Origin of the sequence: Shewanella glacialimarina (genome assembly GCF_020511155.1) — a bacterium.
Lineage (GTDB): Bacteria > Pseudomonadota > Gammaproteobacteria > Enterobacterales > Shewanellaceae > Shewanella > Shewanella glacialimarina.
In genome coordinates this window covers 589,161-607,504 of sequence record NZ_CP041216.1, presented here as the reverse complement: position 1 = coordinate 607,504, position 18,344 = coordinate 589,161, and the positions used below count along the sequence as shown (strand labels likewise).

16 protein-coding genes are annotated in these 18,344 nt (G+C 42.0%); 4 read left to right on the top strand and 12 right to left on the bottom strand.

What is annotated here, in order from left to right; translation table 11 throughout:
• Positions 1-19 precede the first annotated feature (19 nt).
• The 7 genes from FJ709_RS02435 to metB all read right to left on the bottom strand — a co-directional run bounded on the left by FJ709_RS02435 (position 20) and on the right by metB (position 8,610).
• Positions 20-1,384 (bottom strand): alanine/glycine:cation symporter family protein, encoded by a 1,365-nt coding sequence (locus FJ709_RS02435; protein ID WP_226413111.1) that lies wholly within the window; start codon positions 1,382-1,384, stop codon positions 20-22.
• Between the two features lie 163 nt (positions 1,385-1,547).
• Positions 1,548-1,799: a cysteine-rich CWC family protein gene (locus FJ709_RS02430; RefSeq protein ID WP_226413109.1), complete on the bottom strand. Its 252-nt coding sequence runs from the start codon at positions 1,797-1,799 to the stop codon at positions 1,548-1,550.
• A gap of 102 nt (positions 1,800-1,901) precedes the next feature.
• Complete coding sequence (locus FJ709_RS02425; protein WP_226413107.1) at positions 1,902-2,960, bottom strand: c-type cytochrome; 1,059 nt, start codon at positions 2,958-2,960, stop codon at positions 1,902-1,904.
• Positions 2,961-2,969: 9 nt separating this feature from the next.
• Positions 2,970-3,566: a c-type cytochrome gene (locus FJ709_RS02420; protein ID WP_404830038.1), complete on the bottom strand. Its 597-nt coding sequence runs from the start codon at positions 3,564-3,566 to the stop codon at positions 2,970-2,972.
• 306 nt (positions 3,567-3,872) lie between these two features.
• A complete protein-coding gene (gene metF, locus FJ709_RS02415) occupies positions 3,873-4,757 on the bottom strand; it encodes a methylenetetrahydrofolate reductase (RefSeq protein ID WP_226413103.1) in 885 nt (294 codons plus the stop codon).
• 265 nt (positions 4,758-5,022) lie between these two features.
• Positions 5,023-7,416, bottom strand: a complete 2,394-nt coding sequence (locus FJ709_RS02410) for a bifunctional aspartate kinase/homoserine dehydrogenase II (RefSeq protein ID WP_226413101.1) — start codon at positions 7,414-7,416, stop codon at positions 5,023-5,025.
• A 21-nt stretch (positions 7,417-7,437) separates the two neighbouring features.
• Entirely contained in the window at positions 7,438-8,610 is a 1,173-nt protein-coding gene (metB, locus tag FJ709_RS02405) for a cystathionine gamma-synthase (RefSeq protein ID WP_226413099.1), read from the bottom strand.
• 207 nt (positions 8,611-8,817) lie between these two features.
• Between metB and metJ the strand changes: the two genes are divergently transcribed.
• Together metJ and FJ709_RS02395 are read left to right on the top strand one after the other, a co-directional pair.
• Positions 8,818-9,132: a met regulon transcriptional regulator MetJ gene (gene metJ / locus FJ709_RS02400; RefSeq protein ID WP_188840950.1), complete on the top strand. Its 315-nt coding sequence runs from the start codon at positions 8,818-8,820 to the stop codon at positions 9,130-9,132.
• Positions 9,133-9,305: 173 nt separating this feature from the next.
• Positions 9,306-10,037 carry a sulfite exporter TauE/SafE family protein gene (locus tag FJ709_RS02395; protein WP_226413097.1) on the top strand — a complete coding sequence of 244 codons (732 nt, stop codon included), beginning with the start codon at positions 9,306-9,308 and terminating at the stop codon, positions 10,035-10,037.
• Positions 10,038-10,181: 144 nt separating this feature from the next.
• Here FJ709_RS02395 and FJ709_RS02390 read toward each other — a convergent pair whose 3' ends face one another.
• From FJ709_RS02390 to FJ709_RS02375, 4 genes are all read right to left on the bottom strand, one after another.
• On the bottom strand, positions 10,182-11,675 hold the full coding sequence (locus FJ709_RS02390) for an EAL domain-containing protein (protein ID WP_226413095.1): 1,494 nt from the start codon (positions 11,673-11,675) through the stop codon (positions 10,182-10,184).
• A 75-nt stretch (positions 11,676-11,750) separates the two neighbouring features.
• The gene (locus FJ709_RS02385) at positions 11,751-12,692 is read right to left on the bottom strand and encodes a pseudouridine synthase (protein WP_226413093.1); all 942 of its coding nucleotides are present in this window, start codon (positions 12,690-12,692) and stop codon (positions 11,751-11,753) included.
• A gap of 43 nt (positions 12,693-12,735) precedes the next feature.
• The gene (locus FJ709_RS02380; protein WP_226413091.1) at positions 12,736-13,314 is read right to left on the bottom strand and encodes an LON peptidase substrate-binding domain-containing protein; all 579 of its coding nucleotides are present in this window, start codon (positions 13,312-13,314) and stop codon (positions 12,736-12,738) included.
• Positions 13,315-13,481: 167 nt separating this feature from the next.
• The gene (locus FJ709_RS02375; RefSeq protein WP_226413089.1) at positions 13,482-14,537 is read right to left on the bottom strand and encodes a patatin-like phospholipase family protein; all 1,056 of its coding nucleotides are present in this window, start codon (positions 14,535-14,537) and stop codon (positions 13,482-13,484) included.
• Positions 14,538-14,628: 91 nt separating this feature from the next.
• On the opposite strand from FJ709_RS02375, the gene FJ709_RS02370 reads away from it, so the two are divergent.
• Entirely contained in the window at positions 14,629-15,090 is a 462-nt protein-coding gene (locus FJ709_RS02370; protein ID WP_226413087.1) for a YhcH/YjgK/YiaL family protein, read from the top strand.
• A 108-nt stretch (positions 15,091-15,198) separates the two neighbouring features.
• On the opposite strand, the gene FJ709_RS02365 is transcribed toward FJ709_RS02370, so the two are convergent.
• Positions 15,199-15,732, bottom strand: a complete 534-nt coding sequence (locus FJ709_RS02365; protein WP_226415812.1) for an NUDIX hydrolase — start codon at positions 15,730-15,732, stop codon at positions 15,199-15,201.
• A 255-nt stretch (positions 15,733-15,987) separates the two neighbouring features.
• Between FJ709_RS02365 and FJ709_RS02360 the strand changes: the two genes are divergently transcribed.
• The gene (locus FJ709_RS02360; RefSeq protein ID WP_226413085.1) at positions 15,988-18,282 is read left to right on the top strand and encodes an aminotransferase class V-fold PLP-dependent enzyme; all 2,295 of its coding nucleotides are present in this window, start codon (positions 15,988-15,990) and stop codon (positions 18,280-18,282) included.
• Positions 18,283-18,344 lie beyond the last annotated feature (62 nt).

Sequence of the window (18,344 nt, the reverse complement as noted above, 5' to 3'; positions counted from 1 at the left end):
CACTTGGTGTGCTTAAACCTTATAACGCTTTTTTAAGCGCTTTTTGTTTCGCAAAATACTCACGTGTTAAGCCAAACACTACCGGACTTAATAACATCAATGCAATCAAGTTTGGCAGCGCCATCATCGCATTTAACGTATCAGCTAATAGCCAAATAAACTCTAATGAACTAATCGCACCAATCGGTACGACTAAGGTAAATATTAAGCGGAATGGCTTCACGGCTTTATCACCAAATAAGTACTGTACGCACTTCTCACTGTAAAAACTCCAGCCTAAAATGGTGGTAAATGCAAATATAGCCAATGCAATTGCCACAATGTAATTCCCCAAAGGCAAGGCATGGGAGAATGCCAGCGAGGTCAATGCCGCACCATTCTCACCCGATGTCCACGAGCCAGTAACAACAATAGCCAAGCCGGTGATAGAACAAACAATGATAGTGTCGATAAACGTACCTAACATTGCCACTAAGCCTTGCTTAACGGGGTTGTTTGTTTTTGCTGCTGCGTGGGCAATTGGCGCACTGCCTAAGCCGGCTTCATTTGAGAATATACCGCGGGCCACACCAAAACGAATTGCCGCCCATACTGCAGCGCCAGCAAATCCACCTTGTGCCGCAACAGGGTTGAATGCACTGTGAACGATAAGCTCAAACGCTGCTGGCACTTGATCAATATATACCACTAATACGGCTAGTCCCGCAGTGATATAAAACACCGTCATTAATGGCACAAGTTTACCGGCAACTTCTGCAATGCGTTTAATACCGCCCATCAACACAGCACCAACTAATACCATTAGCACCACACCGGTAATCCAACTTGGTACACCAAAGTTACTGCTTAATGCGTCTGCTACTGAATTTGATTGCACAGTATTACCAATACCGAACCCAGCAAACATACCGAAAAACGCAAAGGCTGTGCCTAACCAGGCCCATTTTTTGCCTAAGCCATTTTTGATGTAATACATAGGGCCGCCAACATGATCGCCGTTGCTGTCGGTTTCACGAAATTTAACCGCTAATACCGCTTCTGCAAATTTGGTTGCCATGCCCACTAATGCTGTACACCACATCCAAAACAAGGCGCCTGGACCACCAATGACAATTGCAGTGGCAACACCGGCAATATTGCCTGTACCTATGGTTGCTGATAGCGAGGTCATCAAAGCATTAAAAGGGCTTACATCACCTTTTTCGCTTTCATCAGTGACAGTTCTGCCTGACCATAATAATTTAAAACCTGTGCCCAACTTTAAAATTGGCATAAATTTCAAACCAATAGATAAAAATAACCCTACGCCTAATATCATCACCAGCATGGGAACACCCCAAACGATGCTGTTAATATTACTTACTAAAAGTGTGATCGCTTCCATTTAACATCCCATGTTTAACTAAATTATTATGTTTATTGTTATTTATGTTTTATCAATGCTGAAAGCTATCGAACTCGAAGCATTAATTGCAGCAATTTTTTAGAGTACCTTGATTAGTGTGTTTTTTGCAACAATTGAGCAATTAGAATCAGTATTTGAATAGCTATATCGAAGGCTTAAAAATTTGTACCACGGGTAAGGCAGGTAAAGACATGCGTGCCATTTGGGCTAAACAGGATTGACAGACACATTGTTCCTTATTAAGGCTGGCTTGAGGATACGCTAACTGATAGCGCTTAATCAGTTCGACCGCTGAATAATCTGACAATACACACCAACAAGTTGAAATATCTTGCCCACTGGCCATCATACATTGGTTCATTTGATCACAGATGGGGCAGTTTTTTGCAGACAAAGCCATACCTTTGTTAGTTGTTATTAAATGCTGAATATTAATCGATAGCTACTGAAAGCTGACATCGCCATCACTTCAAATTAGAACGATATCAGTTATACACTATTTTTTTGGAAAATTAGCAGAAGAAGTACTGCCTAATACTGTTCCTGCAACACTTTGACCGTAAAAACCATCATGCTGATGATATTGGCTTTGTGTTTCAGCGACATTGCCTTTAAATCTAGGGTCTTGAGGGCGATCTTGCGAATTAATATAAGCCGCGACGTCCCAAGCTTGTTGAGGAGTCAGTTGGACACTTTTACCCAAAGGCATATTTTCATAGATAAAATCTGCCGCGGTATTGACTCTGTGCATGCCCGCGCCCCAATTAAAACTTTGTGCTCCCCATACTGGTGGCAGAGCAGCTACACCGGCAATGATTTGACCTTGACCATCTTGCCCGTGGCAAGATTGACAATGCGCTTGATATACCACTAAACCTCGTTCAGGTGAATAAGCTTGTTCGGCTTTAGGCACTGCAGGGTAACCGCGACCAGGTAATTGCGCTAATGCATTTTGATCCATTTTACTTGAGATGGCCTCAGGTAAAATAAAGTCATCGCGTTTTGCCCCTTTAACCAATTCACTATCGCTTAACTCTGGTACAGAGCCCGTAACATTGTGTTGCAGCATCAAACCAGACATGCCCAACCAATATGAATAAGCTGATAACGCGACTAACTCTTTACTGCCTGATTCTGGCGCTTTACCGTTCATCGAATAAGTGAAACAGCCTTGTAAACGTTCTTCAAAACTGTTTACTTTATCGTTTTTCTTACGGTAAGCCGGATACGCAAAATATGCTCCCCACAAAGGTGAGGCATTGGCTTTATTGCCCGCATTGAGGTGACAGTTAACACAATTAAGTTGATTGCCGACATACTTATCACGCAGTTGCTGAGTATTGACAAATAATTGGTAACCTAAGCGAACTTTATCACCAAACTCACCTGTTGGAATATCTGACAATGCCGCTGGCTGAAGGGTTGTTTGTTTAGCTTTAGGCACTGAAGGTAAAGCTTGCTGGCGATCAGGTAGCTCTGTAGCAATAACTGCAGCACTCATATTTAAGCTAAACAGTACTACTGCGCCTAAGATGATGTTTAATTGGAATTTCATGGCGTATCCTTACTTAAGCGAAGCAAAATAGTGAGCAAGTGCATTTATCTCGGTTGCGGTGAGTTTACTGGCAACATTAGCCATCATATTATCGGCATCACCTTTGCGGGTGCCTTTTTGCCAAGCTTCAAGCTGGCTTTTAATATAACTAGCTTGCTGACCTGCTAAGCGAGGAAATTGCTCAGCACCTATCGCAGAAGGACCATGACAGGTAAAGCAGGCGGGAATATCGCGCGCCCAATCTCCTTGATAAGCGAGTTTTTCGGCGGGATCTGCAATCACCACTTTATCACCACGGTATCGCAGCGTAACGTCATCGACGGCTTGAGAGGCAAAGTAGTCAGCGGCGACTTGAATATTATCCCCTTGTACCGTCATTGCCATAGGCTGCATTAGTGCATTTTGCCGTTGCCCAACTTGAAACAACTTGATCTGTTTAACCATGTAGGATGCTGATAAACCGGCTAATTTAGGTCCTGCAACATCAAGCCCCTGCCCTTGAGCACCATGACAACTCACACATACCTGCGCCGGAACGGGCACAGTCTGTAGTAACTCTTTGGGTGAAGACTCTGGAATGGATGCGCTCACATGTAGACTTACCATACTGCTCACGAATGTTGCAGCGATTATTATTTTATTCATCATCTCGCCCTTAAGAAGTCCGTATCTATATTCATCGGACAAACTATAGATGATTATTTAATCTATTAACACCGACTATTTTTCATCCATTTTTAATAAGTCATCTCAACTCGGGTTAAGAGATGAACAAGCGAGATTAAAAATATAATATTCAATTGCTTACGTAAAAATTGAACTTTGTGCTGAGGTTAAATACTAATAAGCCTCCGTTGCTATCACAACGAAGGCTTAATAAGTTTAACGATTCTGTCATTAACTCAAGTGAAGTTACTTAGGGCGCACGCCTAAGGTATGGCAAATAGCATAAGTCAGTTCGGCACGGTTTAAAGTATAAAAGTGGAAGTCTTTCACCCCTTCACGGGCTAATACTTTTACGGTATCAATGGCCACGTTTGCACCCACTAATTGACGCGTGGCTGGATCATCATCTAAACCTTCAAACTGACGGTGTAACCATTGTGGAATCGCTACATTAGTCATATCCGCAAAACGCTTAGTTTGCTTAAAGTTAGTTACCGGTAAAATACCTGGCACGATTTCAACATCAATACCTGCTGTAACACAGCGGTCGCGAAAGCGAAGATACGACTCTACATCAAAGAAAAACTGAGTAATTGCGCGGTTTGCTCCGGCATCAATTTTCTTCTTTAGGTGAATTAAATCAGCTTGAGCATTGCGCGCATCCGGATGCACTTCAGGGTAAGCCGCTACCGAAATATCAAAATCAGCAACTGAGCGAAGTAAACGCACTAAATCGTTAGCAAAGCGAGTCGGCTTTGGGCTGCCATCAGGTAAGTCACCACGCAGTGCGACAATATCTTTAATGCCTGAATTCCAATAATGTTTGGCAAGTTCAATCAGCTCTTCATCGCTGGCATCAACTAAGGTTAAATGCGGCGCTGCAATTAAATTAGTTTCACTTTGAATACGCTCAATAACACTGTGAGTACGGTCGCGCACGCCTGAATTAGCACCATAGGTTACCGATACAAATTTAGGGTTTAATGGTTCTAAACGACGAATAGAATTCCACAGAATGGTTTCCATTTCTGGTGTTGAAGGTGGAAAAAATTCAAATGACACGTTGATATCACTTAACTCAGATAGGCTCTGGTTTAACGACTGTGAGTGCTGGGCGTGATGAAAAGCCATTTTATATTTCCTTCAACTGCTTCGATGCGAACATCGATGGATTTAATACTCGGATGATGACTGTCTATTACTTTACTGCGACTTAACAACGGACGTTTAGACGTCCATATGTCTATATAGTAATTTAACTGACCATGAAGTCAAGAATAAATATTCATTGAATACGTATAAACACGATGAAGAATGTTCAATTTAAAGATGAAAAAAAAGCAAGACTCAAAAGAGTCTTGCTTAATTGAACTGGGTTGTCGTCAAAGCAAAGTTATTATTCTTGCAATAAATCACGACAAATATGCACTAAATCAGACTGAATAGCTGCCGCGGTGACTTCTCTACCCGCGCCTGGGCCACGTATAATCAGCGGATTACCTTGATAAAATGCACTGCGGATAACAAACACATTGTCGCCGGGCGTTAAGTTCGCATACGGATGATTGCTGTCTACCCACTGAATGCCAACTTCAGCTTTCAACTTACCGCTAACTTTATCCAAGGCAGCCACGTAACGCAGTACTTTATTCTGCTCTGCTGCGGCCATAAACTGCTGCAACATATCAGTATCAAGCTCAGCAATACGCTTTAAAAAGTCTGCTAATGTGAGTTTAGCCAATGCTTCAGGCACTAATGAGTTTAGGGTAATGTCTTCTAACTCAATGGCTAAACCAATTTCACGCGCTAGAATAAGCAATTTTCGTTGCATGTCTCGGCCCGATAAATCATCACGGGGATCAGGTTCTGTAATCCCCAGCTCTTTCGCCTCAAGCACTAATTGAGAGAACGGTTTATTGCCATCATAGTTTTCAAATAACCAACATAAAGTACCTGAAAAAATACCGCCAACCGCTTCAATAGTGTCACCGCTATTACGTAAGTCATTTAACGCATGCTGAATAGGCAACCCAGCGCCACAACTGGCGTTATAGCGCCAAAATAAACGTCGATTACACAGTTGCTGCTTTAGCTCACGATAAAAAGGCAATGGTCCTGAACCCGCCAATTTATTAGCACTAACCACATGAATACCTTTAGCAAACAATTGTGGGTATTGTAAAGTCAAGGTGGCACTGGCACTGATATCAAGCGCTACAATCTCATCGCAAGACAGTTGCTCTAATTGGTCAAACAAACTGTCATAGGTCCATTCTGTACCTTGTTGCTCATATTGTTGCTGCCAGTGGTCTAAATTAACCCCTGCGTTATCAACGAAGGCCTTTTTAGAACTCACCAAACCGACTAATTCGACTGTGGCTTCTAAGTCTTTATTTAACCCAAAGCGAGCACGTTTAAATAAATCTATCCAAGCCTCACCAATATTGCCTACACCCAGAAGTAGTACACCTATGCGCATTCTTGGGCCAGCACAGCGGCGATGTATTTTTTGAGTCAGTAAGCTAACTTGCCCCTGTGGCACTAATGTCACTAGGCTTAAGCCGTCTTGATAAACAGGTTTTGCATCACGACTTAGCAAACGGGCAAAGCTTTTGCGATATAATTCTGCATCGGCACTGACCAAAGCCACTAGCCCCAAGTCGCACTGCGCCTGCAATTGCGTAATACTAAACTCAGCAGTTTGAGACACTAATAAAGACTGCACTTGCTTTTGCCTTTCTAAGGTAAAGGCTAATTCATACTTATGTTGCGCCAATGACCAATAAGCCAATGGGGTTAAGCCCGCTTCGGTCAGTAATGTTAACAAAGGCTCTATAGCTGCGGCGGCTTTAAAACTAAATAACACCACTTCATTTAAACTGGTTACCACAGGTGCACTAGCTGACGAACTGTGGGGTGCAATCAATGTAAAATCAGTGTGAGAGGCATAGCTTGAGCGAACGGCTAAACTCACTTCGGTATTGAACAGAGGCTGTAATGTACGAGAATGCAATACTGGAGAGCCCAGTCTAGCTAATCGATCGGCTTCAGCCAAAGACATACTTTTTAGCAGTTTGGCATCATTAATTTTATTCGGGTCAGCATTAAATACCCCTTCAACATCGGTCCAAATTGTTACCCGATCAATATCAGCCAAGCTGGCAATTAATGTCGCGCTAAAATCAGAACCATTACGCCCAAGCAATAGCGTTTCACCCTGGCTGTTGGCACAAATAAACCCAGTGATGACTAAACGCTCATTAGGATGAGCCGCTAATAAAGCCTGCACTTTGGCTCGCGACTCTTCTACCCGAATATTAGGCACAGCACCTTCGTCAGCGACAAGTATTGAACAGGCGTCTACATGGGATGACGCTACACCAGACTCACGTAATAACGCCGCCATTAATCTTGCTGACCAACGTTCACCAAAACTCACCACATGGCTAATTTGATATTCATTGCGCTGTTCAAGTGATAATAAGCTAATCAATTGTGACTTGTCGGTCGACAAGCGCTCACGTAAATCACGTGCTTGCTCATTAGATAATAATTGTTCGATTAAGGTTTGCTGATAGCCGATTAATACTTGTAGCTCTTCTTGCCATAGCTGACCGGTTTCACGCAAATTGAGCAGCTTATATAAAAAGTTGGTACTTTTACCTGCCGCTGAAACAACGATTAAATCATCGCTGTGACCATGGGTCAGTAAAATGTGGGCGACTCGGCGATAACAATCTGCATCTGCAAGACTTGAACCACCAAATTTATGTAAATGACCACGCGCCATGTATTACTCCTTAAACGACAACTACAGCGCTGCGACTGCAGCTAATGCGGCTTCAATATCTGCCACTAAATCTTCACTATCTTCAATACCTACAGATAGTCTCAATAATGTATCTTTAACGCCAGCCTCAAAACGGGCTTGGGCGTCCATTGCTCTATGGGTCATAGTCGCAGGAACGGCTATTAAACTTTCCACTCCGCCTAAACTTTCAGCAACACTGAACAAGGTTAACGCATCTAAAAAGGCGACAACCTCTGCTTCGCCACCTTTTAGCTCAAAACTGAGCATAGCGCCAAAGCCTTTTTGCTGCTTTTTCGCAATATCATGTCCAGGATGATCTGTTAATCCTGGATAATACACCTTTGCGACCACAGGGCTTTGACATAGCACATCAACAATCTGTTTTGCATTGGCTTGATGCTCACGAATTCGCACCGCTAAAGTACGAATACCACGCAGAGTCAGGTAACTGTCAAACGCTGATCCCGTTAACCCTAAAGTATTTGACCACCAATGCAATAACTCGCCGATTTCAGGGTCTTTCGCCACAACCGCGCCACCAACCACATCACTGTGTCCATTGATGTATTTAGTGGTCGAATGAATAACAATGTCAGCCCCTAAATTAAGTGGCTGTTGCAATATTGGCGATAAAAAGGTGTTGTCCACGGTAACTAATGCACCGACTTGCTTAGCGGCTTTGGCTATTTCTGCAATATCCGCCACCCGAAGCAAAGGATTAGACGGCGTTTCTAACCACACCATTTTAGGTTTTTTAGCGATGGCCTCAGCTAATGCTGCCGCGTTAGTTTGATCAACCACAGCCAATTTAAACTGACCTTTTTTGGCTAAATTAGTAAATAAGCGATAACTACCACCGTAGCAATCATGTGGCACAATCAGTAAATCGTCTGGCCCTAATAAATGAGTCACTAAGGTAATTGCAGCCATACCGGTACAGGTTATCACCCCGGTTGCCCCTTGCTCTAATTTGGCTAAGGCTTCGCCTAAAATACAACGTGTTGGGTTGCCTGAACGGCTATAATCAAATTCACGTGGATTTTTGTGGCCATCAAAAGAATAATTGGTCGATAAATAAATGGGTGGAACAACTGCACCATGTTGTGTGTCACTTTCAATACCCTGACGGACAGCGACAGTAGCATTGCTATGTTGTTTACAAGACTTGGTCATGATTGATTCCTAACATTACGAACACACAAAGAGATGTCTAGATGGCTAAATTTACCTAACAGAACCGCTCAGGTCAACAAAAATAGACGTTTAGACGTCTAAACATAAAGAAATCTATTTGCAATGTGCACTAAAACACAGCAATAATTTGACTAGAAACTTTAAGGGTTTAAAATCTGCACCGAATTTAAAGTAAAGGGTGAGTTAATGACTGAGTGGAATGGCGACTATATTAGCCCATATGCCGAACACGGCAAGAAGAATGAACAAGTAAAAAAAATCACAGTTTCAATTCCGTTAAAAGTATTGAAAGTGCTGACCGATGAGCGCACTCGTCGCCAGGTAAATAATTTACGTCACGCGACAAATAGTGAATTACTTTGCGAAGCTTTCTTACATGCTTACACTGGCCAACCATTGCCTGATGATCATGACTTATCAAAAGATGAGCCAGACAGTATTCCGCGTGAAGCGAAAGCATTGATGGACCAAATGGGTATTGAATGGGAAGACTTAGAGTAATTAATCACTTTTAAGTATTTCACACCCGCTATTCATTCCATCAAGATGAATATCCTGCTTAGTCAGGGTAGTTATCTTGATGGAATTTTGTTTTAAGACGCGATCAAACGATTGATACCAATCAACACAAAAATGCTTGTGTTGAAACACGCTAGTAACTTAGAGCCATAGTAATGCCATTTATCGATCCCACCACATTATTACTCGCCTCAGTCATTATCTTTTGCGGCGCGTTAACTCAGAGCTTAATCGGTTTCGGATTAGCCGTAGTCGCCAGCCCTTTACTGTATATTGTCGACCCTCAGTTAGTGCCAGTGCCAGTGATTGTGATGGGGTTTGCTATTTCACTGATGACCTTATTCAGAGAACGTAGCCACTTAGAGTTTAATGGGTTGCAATATGCGTTACTGGGTAGGATCCCAGGCGGTTTTTTAGGCGCAAGTTTACTATTACTCGCCCCTCAACCAATATTAGGCCTCGCAATTGCGGGCATTGTATTTACAGCCGTTTTATTGAGTGTTTTTAAACTGTCCGCACCTGTGAATCGGATAACGTTATTTATTGCCGGTACTGTTTCAGGTATTTTTGGCAACATTGCCGCCATTGGCGGTCCCCCTATGGCCATTTTGTTATCGGGTAAAGATGCCAGCCAATTTAGAGCGGCACTATCAGCCTTTTTTATCTTCAGCTCGATGATCGCACTCGCTATTTTAGCTATAGTCGGTTTGGTTGAAGTAAAACACCTTTGGTTATCCTTGTTACTGCTACCATCCGTCATTGCAGGGTACATCATTGCAGGACGAATTGTTGGGCGAGTCGATAAAGATAAAACCCGCAAAGCAACGTTAATTTTGTGTACGCTGAGTGCATTGCTGTTAACGATAAAGTCATTAGGTAGTTTATAATTTCATCCATGAAAATGACCTGAAATCTTATTTTATAGCATACCGTTTAATCATACTTTTCCTTCATATAATTAAACGAGAAGTAAAACAAAAATACCTTATTCAATTAAATAAGGTATTTAATGATTAAAAATGTAAGCGCTGTTAGTTAAAAAACTGTTTGGCTGGTAGTGGTTTAGAGTAAACATAACCCTGAATGAGATACACACCATGCTGACTGAGATATGCGACTTGTTGACTGTCTTCAACACCCTCTGCAATCATGCTTAAACCTGATGTTTTCGCAAATGAAATAATCGCTTCAATCGTTTTAGCATTGAAGTTGTCTTTATTACCTATCGTATCAACAAACATTTTGTCAATTTTTAGGGTGCTAATTCCTAAGTTTTGTACATAGCTGAAACCACCGTAACCGGTGCCTGCATCATCTAATTTTAAATCTATACCTAACGCATAAAACTTATCTAACATTCTACGAGCCGACACGAGATCGCTAATAGGTAAACGCTCAGTAATCTCTAATGAAATTCGATGCTGCTTTAACAGCTCTGATTCAACAACACTCTTTAATAACTGATATAAATCATCGTTATCTAAATGCTCTGGGACAATATTGACACTGAAGAACAATGCTTCACGTTTTTCTCCTAATTTTTTAATATCATTGAAAACATGTTCAAGCATGCCTTTTGTCATATCGATAATGAGTCCTTTAGCTTCAGCATAAGGAATAAACTGATTTGGAGGCATCAAAGAACCATCTTGGCGTTGCCATCGCATTAACACTTCACAACCAATAACTTTTTGCGTACGCGAATCAACAACTGGCTGGTAAAAAGGAATAAATTCATGATGCTTAATCCCACTCAATATTTGTGAGCGCATTGACACTGACTTCTTTTGCCAACGATGGATCAAGTAAGTTAACCAAACAGAAAATGACAATGCAAACATCACAATAAACAACCATGAAATGGTGCTGTATTGTTTATAGAATTCAAAATCACCAGACAATTCGAACGTAGCAACAAAATAAGGCGATGTTAACTCAACTTTCTTGCTAACAAATGGCTCACCTTCAAATGCATCAAAGCCAAATGTCAAAAATGGAACGGATTCGAAACCAATTGAATACTCTAAGCAGTCTTTGCATTCTAAGGGGACAAAGTAACTTGGTTTGAGGGGAATAATACTGGCTGTATAGTTAACATCTTCAAAATGTCTGACTAAAATTAATTCATGATGTTCCCGGTTAGCAATCTCAACTACACCTAAACTAAAACTTTCACTTATTCGGTGAGTTTTTATTTTGTGAATATCTCTAATGACGCTATTAGATTCACAAAAAATTTTACCCCCTTTAGTCACACCAACCCACCGAATAAACACCGCATCATAAACAGCATTTCTTAAATATTCAGTAGTATCTGGGGTACAATTAAAGTCTTTTTTTGAAATGGGTGGTAACTTATTCATTTCAAGAGCGCTAGCTCGGATTACATCTTCAAATTTTTCAGTAAGAATCTTTGCATCACGGGCAATGATCTGCTGCGCCAGAAAATGATCAAGCCCTTTTAAGCTAATTAAGCATAAAATAAAAACCGCAATAAATACTAACCCACTTTTAATCCGCTGCATGGCACTTCCTTCACTAAACATATAAGATAAATATAGCTCATAATGACACCTAATATAATGATAATAAGCTATTAATCACATAGTGAGTCCTTCACAGCACCAATCATTAACTTCATTGGTAATTGGATCAACAAACTGCAAACGCTGCGCTAATAGCTGTAATGGTTTGTCAAAATCATCTTCGCCTTTAGCCTGCAGTGTAGGATAAAAACGGTCATGTAATAAAGGCATGCCTAAACTCTGCATGTGTACCCGTAATTGGTGGGTTTTACCGGTAACGGGTTCAAGTTCAAAAAGCCCTAGATTATTGTTAATTTTGAGCAATTTAATCTCAGAATGACTATTACTGGCTCCGTCAACAATCTGCATGGTAAAACTAGGTGTTCCACGTTCTAGCCGATTATTAATGGTCCAATGGTGTGGCAACATCGCCTGATTTAATGCGAAATCTTGCGGTAATTCGGCCACTGCTTGATAGGTTTTTTTAATCTTACCATCGAGAAAAAGTTGATGATAAGCATGCCGAGTCTCGGGATTTACTGTCATTAACATCACCCCCGCAGTGTCTTTATCAAGCCGATGAGCTGGGGCAATAGTCTCTATTCCAGTACGAATGCGTAAACGGTGTACTAAGCATTCATTAACGTAATTACCACCAGGGGTAACCGGTAAAAAATGCGGTTTATAGACAATGATTTTATGGGCATCTTGATAAAGAATGTGTTCGGTAAAAGGTACCTTTTTTTCAACTGCGACTTCACGATAATAATAAACCCGCTTGGTCGCAACAAATTCGCTTTGATGATCAATCAATTGGCCATCTTGCCAATGTACCTTACCTTCCTTAATGCGTTGATCCCACGCCGAGGGGGATATTTGCGGAAACTTATCAATTAAAAAAGCCAACACGGTTGGATAAACCGGGCTAGATGCACTGGGGCGAGGTAATACAACGTAGGATGGCTGCGCGGCAATAGCGCCCGTTGCGGAAGGTAACTCGTGAGTAAATATTGACATAGAAAGTATCAGGGTACCGAATAGATACCCTTATATTATCAGGTTATACGCCAACATGGGATTTTAGTAGTTGCAGGACAAAGTCCATGGTTTTGTGGCAATTGGGCTGTTCTACCAAACGTAATTTATCACGACTATACATAGGTAAAACCTCCAGCCAACGCTGACTGACCCAAGTGGCATCTTCTAAATGAATTTGTGAATACAAACCAAGTAAATCTGGATTAACTTCATAAAATTGTTCAAGCGCAGCGCTAATAATTTCAAACTTGCCTGCTATTGGCTCATGGCGCCAATTCTGACAAGGCAGTGTGCGTGCGATCCATACGCCATTGCGTTGTTTAGCCGCCGATAATACTCTTAAGCGCTGCTTACCTTCTAACACAATACTTAGCGACTTATCTTCTAGTTGATGAAAGTCGATAATTTCACATTCGGTAATACTGCGATAACAGGGCAATTCACTTTTTGCCTTTTGCGCTGCCATCGCCAAACCGTATTCACCTTTAAGTACTGATGCCACCAGCGCCAATTCAGCAGGAAAAGCCACCCTAAACTCGAGTCGGCCATTAGGCAGTAATACCGCATCTTGTATGAGTAAAGCCATTTCACGTGTTTGCATTTTCTCCTCCAACACCATAAAGGTGAAGCACCGTAAAAAGCGAGTATCGATCAGATATCGCTCTATACCAGTGTAGTCAAAGGTTAAAAAACCAACAGTGAACTAAGATAAATTAATGCTAATTAACGACATGATATTTAATGTAATGCTTATCTAGTATCGTAACCTTACCAAGCCTCAAGATGATCCATCACAGATCCATTGGCCACAATAGTCGCTAATTCATCCGCTAATATTTGGCTTTGTTTAACGCTTGTTTGCCAGTAATCAATACGAGATTGGGTATCAAGATGCTTAAAATCTTCACGATCTGGAATTTTGCCATAGGGCAGCGAAGCGATAAATTCAGCTGATGGTGCCAAAATAAGCGCATTATGGTAATTACTGCGGGCTTTACGCCATATTAATGATTTATCGAACCATCCTGGGCTCATATGCGGGTAAAAGTGCGGATATAAAGTTAAGCCGCTTTCTTTGGGTAAGGGTAAATCAAAATGATAATCGGTAATGCCGCCATCGTAATACTTACCTTTTGGCAGACCATCTATGTCACGTACTGGGTCGAGTAATAACGGAATAGAGCCTGTGGCGAGTAATGCCTGGCGAATATTATTTTCAGTCAGTGCCATTTGCTTAGTCGGTAAATCTTTTAAGCGTCCAAATGGAGATGCGGCATCTTTATGGCTCAATAAAATGCGCTCAAAATGCCATGCTATGCTTTTACGATTAACGCTATTACTGGCAGCGGCTAATGCTAAACCAATAGCAATACCCACCTTAGACTGACTGCTATTCACATGACGAGCACGGCAGGCAATAATATGATCTCGAAATATCGGATTAGCAATAATATCTGCCCCCGCTTGATCACCTAAAATGCCGTCAACCACACCCTGTACTTGCTGAGTGACTTGCTCTCTTGTTGGCACCTCATCATAACGCTGATTAATATAAAAATGTTCTAATCGCTCATAGGCTGCTAAAGGGTTGTCTTGTCCTAAACATGCTAAACGCCATGCACCAGAAGAGGCTCCCAGCATATATAATGGATCTTGACGGTCCTTAAAAAACTCACTAAAAATATACTTGTCTAACCCTGCAATACCAATCCACTTAGGACCACCTGAAGCCGCTAATAGCTGGGTAAACATACCTTGCTGTAAACCTTGCACTTCTATCTGTTTAAAAGCGGTTTCACCTGCAATAAGCCGTAATGCTGACAAATGTTGTTCCTCTAATACTTGAAGAGTTGAAACAGTGATATTATTGCCACATTATGACACTTTCACTGCTGAATTATTCATTGGGACTCTTATGATTGTTGACACTTTAGCAAATCGCCACCTATATACAAAACTGCATCCGCGTTTAGCATCAGCATTAGCTCATTTAGCTGAAACAGATTTTACCGCCAAAGCTGTTGGTAACTATGAACTAGACGGTAAAAATCTATTTGTTATCGTCAATGATTATGAAACTAAACCAAGAGAAGTTGGGCCTTTTGAAGCACATCAACAATATATTGATGTCCAATATGTGGTCAGTGGTGCAGAAGAGTTTGGTTATTTACCGTTAGCGGATCAAACACCGTCTAAGCCGTATTATGACAAACATGATTATGCTGAGTTTGATTTTGAATCAAATAAACAAGCGGCGGCGTTTATTCCATTAAAAACCGGTATGTTTGCTATTTTCTTCCCCGGAGATATACACATGCCAGGCACTTTCGCTACCCCTCAAAAGGTGCGTAAAGTGGTTATCAAAGTGCGTATTTAACTGTCAGTATTGATCTGAAAGTTAACTGCGAAATGTCATAGCTAGCATTGAATGAATGCTATTCCTTATCCTACTCGCAGCGACTTTTACCACAAAGTCGCTTGCTGTTTAATTCAATAATTCTTGCTTAATCAACCGCAGTAAAAAGGTTTCTCTTTCTATTGATAAGCCTTTTTTATCGCTGCTAGCAATAGTTTCTAGATTATGGGAAATCGCGGTATCAATATCAATCCACACCGGGGTCATACCATTACTGATCTCGTGTGCTTCAAACTGGGTGTCACCCAATTCATCTTCAATATGACATACATAGCAGTAAGACAGCATCTTGACCGATTCAAAACCGTCACGTCGCCATGGACGGTATTCTTGATACAAACCAAATGGAATGATGTCACCAGTGACATTAGCACCGGTTTCTTCCCGCAGCTCACGCACTAACCCTTGCACTATGTCCTCACCCGCATCGACCCCGCCGCCCGGCAGTGAATAGTCATGATAACGCTGGGTGTACAACATCAAAATATGGTTGCCACGAAGCACAATGGCACGGGCAGCCAAACGTGTCAGCATAGTGGACGAATTATTATCAATAAATGCTGCCGGCGTTTCAGGATGATAACGAGTGGTTAAATGACGCATCTTAGGGCCTGCTGACAAAAAACGCATCATACGTTGCAAGGTGTTTTGGTTCAAGAAAGCGCTCGAAAAATACTTTAAACAAGCTAATCAAAGGTAAGCGTTCAACAAAGCTGATTAATAGAATCTTCAAAGATAAATCACCATAAGTTTAGGCTTGTAACTGATCGCCAAACTGCTAATATAACAAAAAGAAATTAGATATAACAAAAAGAAATATGCAGTTTCACCTAATAATACCAAGCAGAGTTGATCTAAATGAATAATAACCACGACCTGAGCCAAATATACCTAGATGCCAATGCGACAACCCCTGTGCTACCTCAAGCAGCCCAAGCTGCACTGTCGGCCATGGAGCTGCGGTTTGGTAACCCAAGTTCAAGCCACATCACCGGCCTTCGCGCCAAAGATTTAATGGAACAGACCCGCAACAAAGCGAAGCAAATATTAGGTTCTGAAAATGGCAAAATCATTTTCACCAGCGGCGCAACCGAAGGCATTCAAACCGCTATTCTGTCAGCATTAATCAGTGCCAGAGAAACCTTAAAAGCCACTCAACAACGGGGCGAAGATTGCTATTTACTCTATGGCGCAACAGAACATAAAGCCGTGCCAGAGTCGCTTAAACATTGGAATGCCTTGCTTGGTATCAATGCAAAGGTCATCGCCATTCCGGTTGATGGTTATGGCAACTTAGATCATGACTTTATTAGCCAGTATGCGCCTAAATCATTAATGATTTGTACCATGGCGGTGAATAACGAAACCGGGGTATATCAAGACCTAAGCGCCTTAGAAAATACCATTCGCCAAGCCAGCAGCACTATTTTTTGGTTAGTTGATTGTGTACAAGCCCTTGGGAAAATATCGCTTAATCTGGCTCAAACCACTATCGACTATGCGCCCTTTAGTGGCCATAAATTGTATGCGCCAAAAGGCATAGGGTTTATTTATATCAGAGAAAATGCGCCACTTACGCCGGTCATTGCCGGTGGTGGACAAGAAAGCGGCCAGCGCTCAGGCACTGAAAACCTGCCAGGCATGGCGGCGATTAATGTTGTTTTTGACCAACTGGTTGCAACAGACTCATGCTTTGCCAGTCATCAAACCTTACATGCATACCGCCAACAACTTGCCGACACCCTAAGGAAAGCTTTTCCGCAAATTGTGTTTAATCACAGCTTTGACAATAGCGTGCCAACGACACTGAACTTTGCAATTAAAGGCTTTAGCAGCAAAGAAATAATGGACTTATTTGACGCCGCTAATATTCGCGTTAGTTCAGGTTCTGCATGCTCATCTAAAGTCACCCGTAGCTTTGTGTTAGATGCTATGGGCTTACCAGCCTGGCAAAGTGAGTCGGCTATTAGACTGTCTTTTGGCCCTGCCATGACCCAAGCTGAAGTGAGTCAAGCTTGTCAGCGTATTATCAGTACCGCCCAAGCCTTAACCCAAAGTTGCATGGTGCTAGATAGTGCTAACATTGATGATAAAACCCCTTTAAATGGTTTAGTACAATTACGCTCAGGCGCTAGCTGCACTTGGGTTTATATCGAAGCGGCGTCAAAGAAAGCGTTTATTATTGACCCTCTGCCAGAGTTAACAGAGCGTTTAGATACCTTACTGCAATGTCAGCAGTTAGATTTAATCGCCATTATTGATACCCACGGCCACGCTGACCACGTTTCAGGACGGGTATTGCTGGCGGAAAAACATCCGCAAAACATTCAGTGTGACGGACTAGGTTGGCCCCAAACTACCTTATCAGTGACAGAAAATGGCCGCCAATTGGAATACATTCAGTTGGCTGACAAATGGCTAGTCAAAGTGCCTACGCCTGGGCATACCGGTGACAGTATAAGCTTGCTACTGTGCCAGCCTTTAAGCGGCTCAGACACATTAGCCAGTAACACTTTATTTGCTTTTTGTGGGGACACTATTTTAATGGGCACCCTAGGGCGGACTAATTTCGACAGTAGCAGTGCAGTATCCATGTATGACAGCATTCAATTACTCAGCTCTGTCTTAGCACCACAAAGCCTTATTTGTGCAAGCCATGATTATCAAAATGAATTTGCCACTCACTTAAGCGCTGAGTGCCTGCGCAATCCGTTATTACAACAGGTGAGTCAAAACACCATCACTGTGGATGAATTTGTGGCGCGTAAGTTAGCACTCGACAGCCAACTTAATGATCAAACCGGCAGTGAAATACTCTGCGGTGCTTTACCCACAGCGAGTTGCAGCAAACTTAAACCCATCATAGAGTATTCAGCAGCCAGTTTAGATATCGCCTTACATTCCTCTAAGGTTAAATTAATTGATATCCGCGAGCCCCACGAATATGCATTACACCATACGTCAAAGGCTTGTGAAAATGTGCCATTAACGCGTTTAGTGCAATTTATGCAACAACATCTGCATGATAAAGACAGTGAATGGGTGTTAGTTTGCCGTAGCGGAAGTCGATCTCTTGTGGCAGCTCAAGCTATGCAGCGCCTAGGGTTTTCACATATCGCCCACCTAAAAGGTGGTTATGCACTGGCTAACTAATTAAGCCTGTCCTTTGTCGCGTCTATTGATTTGGGGACCAATGCGTTTGCGCTTGCTGAGGC

Coding starts and splice junctions, on each gene's coding strand:
- FJ709_RS02365 (WP_226415812.1), bottom strand. CDS start 15,732: ATGCGTCATTTAACCACTCGTTATCATCCTGAAACGCCGGCAGCATTT.
- FJ709_RS02420 (WP_404830038.1), bottom strand. CDS start 3,566: ATGGTAAGTCTACATGTGAGCGCATCCATTCCAGAGTCTTCACCCAAA.
- FJ709_RS02385 (WP_226413093.1), bottom strand. CDS start 12,692: ATGTCAATATTTACTCACGAGTTACCTTCCGCAACGGGCGCTATTGCC.
- FJ709_RS02370 (WP_226413087.1), top strand. CDS start 14,629: ATGATTGTTGACACTTTAGCAAATCGCCACCTATATACAAAACTGCAT.
- FJ709_RS02360 (WP_226413085.1), top strand. CDS start 15,988: ATGAATAATAACCACGACCTGAGCCAAATATACCTAGATGCCAATGCG.
- FJ709_RS02390 (WP_226413095.1), bottom strand. CDS start 11,675: ATGCAGCGGATTAAAAGTGGGTTAGTATTTATTGCGGTTTTTATTTTA.
- FJ709_RS02425 (WP_226413107.1), bottom strand. CDS start 2,960: ATGAAATTCCAATTAAACATCATCTTAGGCGCAGTAGTACTGTTTAGC.
- FJ709_RS02435 (WP_226413111.1), bottom strand. CDS start 1,384: ATGGAAGCGATCACACTTTTAGTAAGTAATATTAACAGCATCGTTTGG.
- FJ709_RS02410 (WP_226413101.1), bottom strand. CDS start 7,416: ATGGCGCGTGGTCATTTACATAAATTTGGTGGTTCAAGTCTTGCAGAT.
- metB (WP_226413099.1), bottom strand. CDS start 8,610: ATGACCAAGTCTTGTAAACAACATAGCAATGCTACTGTCGCTGTCCGT.
- FJ709_RS02380 (WP_226413091.1), bottom strand. CDS start 13,314: ATGCAAACACGTGAAATGGCTTTACTCATACAAGATGCGGTATTACTG.
- FJ709_RS02395 (WP_226413097.1), top strand. CDS start 9,306: ATGCCATTTATCGATCCCACCACATTATTACTCGCCTCAGTCATTATC.
- metJ (WP_188840950.1), top strand. CDS start 8,818: ATGACTGAGTGGAATGGCGACTATATTAGCCCATATGCCGAACACGGC.
- metF (WP_226413103.1), bottom strand. CDS start 4,757: ATGGCTTTTCATCACGCCCAGCACTCACAGTCGTTAAACCAGAGCCTA.